The organism is Prevotella sp. CAG:592 (assembly GCF_000436015.1).
In the GTDB taxonomy this organism is placed as follows: Bacteria; Bacteroidota; Bacteroidia; order Bacteroidales; family Bacteroidaceae; genus Prevotella; species Prevotella pectinovora.
On the sequence record NZ_FR892494.1, the window covers coordinates 1 to 1,005 of the forward strand.

General features: G+C 51.2%; 2 protein-coding genes. Both read left to right on the top strand.

All coding sequences use genetic code 11. The features are described from left to right. Positions 1-257: DUF4248 domain-containing protein (locus QVO99_RS00880; RefSeq protein WP_022315701.1), on the top strand; the 257-nt coding region annotated here is incomplete at its 5' end. 203 nt (positions 258-460) lie between these two features. Next, positions 461-895, top strand: coding sequence for a hypothetical protein (locus QVO99_RS00885; protein WP_022315702.1), 435 nt, complete (start codon positions 461-463; stop codon positions 893-895). Positions 896-1,005: the final 110 nt, after the last annotated feature.

Consider the following 1,005-nt stretch of genomic DNA (forward strand, 5'->3'; position numbering starts at 1 on the left):
ATATGAACAACAACAGCAGACGAAACCCGCAGCCAGAACCCCAGAGGATGGCGATACGCACATACGGCAAGTCAGAACTGGCAATGCTATATTTCCCCGACTCGCAGCCACACACCGCCGTAAACCATCTCATGGCATGGATAAGGAGATGCAAGCCTCTGAGCGAGGAGCTCAAGAGCCAGCACTATGTGCGCACGGCAAAATGTTTCACCCCCAGACAGGTGGAAACCATCCTGAGACACCTGGGCGAACCGTGAGAAAAGACTGAAATAATCACTTATCCCACGCCAACGTATACTAACCCACGACCGCCAACGGCAGATGTGGTATCTTTGCAATGTGAATGATGAGAGAAGCAGTTGAGCACAACTTGCCGGAAGCTTTTTGAAGAGCGATTGTCAAGGCTTGGCGAATCTCCCCATCAGAAACCTATACTTTAACCCTTTAACGTAAAACAGTTATGATCAAGTACATCCTGAAAAAGAACAACGTGGAAGGCAGTCACTCCTTCGGCAAATGGTATGCCTTCCCGGTGAAAGAGAGCACCGTTGACATCGACAAGCTCGCTGAACACATGGCGGCTCACAACACTCCATATTCGGCAGGTGCCATAAAGGGGATCATCACCGACATGGTGTCGTGTATCAAGGAGCTGCTCCTCGAAGGACGAAGCGTGAAACTCCCCGACCTCGCCATCTTCAGCATCGGCATCAAGAACACCAGAGGCGGAGCTGTGAAAGAAGAGGAGTTCACCGTTGCTGCAAACATCGACGGACTGAAGCTCAGGGCGCGCGCCACCGGTTCGCTGCAGATGAAAGACCTGGAGACCAGTCTCAGACGCGCCACCGTGGTGGAAGCGAAGAAGAAGCAGCCCGTCACCCCTCCGAAGGAATAACAACACAAAAACTTCATAGTGCATCTCAATTGTTTTTATTCTGTATCTTTACCATGAAAAGCACAGTCTCTCAGCGGAGAGCAAATGACCGGCGTGCTGCCTATGTTTCC